The 282-nt window shown below is 60.6% G+C and carries 1 pseudogene; it reads right to left on the minus strand.

Annotated elements, in window-relative coordinates:
• Nucleotides 1–282, minus strand: a pseudogene (locus R0J92_RS22500) (IS5/IS1182 family transposase); the annotation flags it as partial.

Raw genomic sequence — 282 nt, forward strand, 5'->3', positions numbered from 1 at the left:
GACGGGTATGCCAAGAGCGGTGTAGCGGTTCAGGACGGCGATACGGACCTGGATTTCTGCGACCTGCCGGTCGAAGTTTCTCGACATCAGGGATTGGCCGAGAAGCTTGACGCAGTTCATCTTGGTCTCGACATGGCTTCGGCGGTGGTATCCGCTCCACCTTCGCCACAATGCCTTGCCAAGATAGCGGGATGCACGCACCACTTCGTTTCGGGTGACGGCCCCGGCGCTCGTGGGCTTCCACGGTTTGGCGTTTTTGCACGGAGGTATGACGGCGTGGGC

It is taken from the genome of Tritonibacter sp. SIMBA_163, from assembly GCF_046535935.1.
Lineage (GTDB): Bacteria > Pseudomonadota > Alphaproteobacteria > Rhodobacterales > Rhodobacteraceae > Epibacterium > Epibacterium scottomollicae.